The sequence below is a fragment of the Mesorhizobium sp. M7A.F.Ca.CA.002.15.2.1 genome (assembly GCF_003998715.1).
Lineage (GTDB): Bacteria > Pseudomonadota > Alphaproteobacteria > Rhizobiales > Rhizobiaceae > Mesorhizobium > Mesorhizobium ciceri.
This window is the reverse complement of sequence record NZ_RZPI01000948.1, coordinates 1-1,556: the sequence shown is the minus strand read 5'-3', so window position 1 is coordinate 1,556 and position 1,556 is coordinate 1. Positions and strand designations below refer to the sequence as shown.

Below are 1,556 nucleotides of genomic sequence, written 5' to 3'. Positions count from 1 at the left end.
GCGGGTCCTGCGGGATCAGCGCCGTGCATGCCCCGATCAGCGTGCGCCGTGCCTTGGGCGGCAACTTGCCGAGGTCTTCGCCCTCAAGCAACATATCGCCTTCGACGATGCGCACGCTCGACGGCAGCACACCAAGCACAGCCTTGCCGATCATCGTCTTGCCGGCGCCGCTTTCGCCGACCAACGCGCGGACCTCGCCGGGTTGGACGGAGAGCGACACCGAACGCAGCATGCGCTGGCCGTTGGGCAGCACGGCGCTCAGATTGGCGATGTCAAGGCAGACCGCGCTCATCGCAGCACCGGGTCGAAGCGCGTCTTCAACGCCTCGCCGAATTGGCTGAACGACAGCACGGTGAGGATGAGCGTGATCAGCGGGAACACCAGCACCCACCAGGCCTGATGGATCGACAGCCGGCCCTCGGCGATGATGCCGCCCCAGGTCGGGTCGTCGGTCGAGATCGACAGATTGACGAAGGACAGGATCGCCTCGACGATGACGGCGATGCCCATTTCCAGCGACAGCAGCGCCACGATTGACGGCACCACATTGGGCAGCACTTCGCGCAGCATGATGCCGATGCGGCCATAGCCGGCGATGCGGGCATTCTCGACATAATCCATGCGCGACTGGCCCATCGTCTCGGCACGGATCACCCGGCAGAAACGCGTCCAGTCGATGATGGCGATGGCCAGGATGACGGAACTCAAGCCTGTGCCGAGCACCGCAACCAAAAGGATGGCGAACAGCACCGGCGGAAATGCCATCCAGACATCGACGATGCGCGAGATGATGCGGTCGGCCCAGCCGCCGAAATAGCCGGCTATGAGCCCCAGCATCGAGCCGACCAGGCAGGCGGCGATGGCCGCGGCGAAAGCGACGATGAAGGCGATGCGGCCGCCGAAGATCAGCCGGGACAACAGATCGCGGCCGAGGCTGTCGGTGCCGAGCCAATAGCCGGGTTCGGCGCCGGCCATCCAGAACGGCGGCAACCGTTCCAGCATCAAATCCTGCGCCAGCGGATCCTGCGGCGCGACCAGCGGCGCGAAGATTGCCGCCAGAAGCGCCAGCAGCAGCCAACCGCCGGCAAGCCACAGACGCGGCGACACAGCTCGTCTTTGAGCGCGGCCCTCATCCATGGCGCAGCCTTGGATTGAGCAGCGCGTACATCATGTCGACGCTGAGGTTGATCAGCACGAACAGCAGCGCGAAGACCAGCACGATGCCCTGAATCAGCGGCAGGTCGCGGTTGATGACGGCGTCGATCGCCATGTTGCCGAGGCCTTCATAGGAAAACAGCCGTTCGACGATGACGGTGCCGCCGATGAGGAAGGTGAACTGCACGCCGACCAGCGTCAGCGTCGGCAGCGCGGCATTCTTCAGCGCTTCGCGCAGGATGACCTGTGTTTCCGAGAATCCCTTGACCCGCGCCAGCACGACGTAGTCGAGGTCGAGCACTTCCTTCAGCGACTGTTTCAGCAGCTGCGAGATGATCGCCGCCAGCGGCAGCGCCAGCGCCACGGCCGGCATCAGCATGTGTTTCAGCAGATCCCAGGTC

At 64.7% G+C, this 1,556-nt stretch carries 3 protein-coding genes; all 3 read right to left on the bottom strand.

The window, feature by feature from the left end; all coding sequences use genetic code 11:
* The coding region (locus ENZ74_RS31395; protein ID WP_127313283.1) for an ATP-binding cassette domain-containing protein at positions 1-292 on the bottom strand (292 nt) is incomplete at its 3' end.
* Entirely contained in the window at positions 289-1,137 is an 849-nt protein-coding gene (locus ENZ74_RS31390) for an ABC transporter permease (RefSeq protein WP_013527973.1), read from the bottom strand. The genes ENZ74_RS31390 and ENZ74_RS31395, both read right to left, overlap by 4 nt.
* Positions 1,130-1,556: ABC transporter permease (locus ENZ74_RS31385; RefSeq protein WP_164761378.1), on the bottom strand; the 427-nt coding region annotated here is incomplete at its 5' end. The genes ENZ74_RS31385 and ENZ74_RS31390, both read right to left, overlap by 8 nt.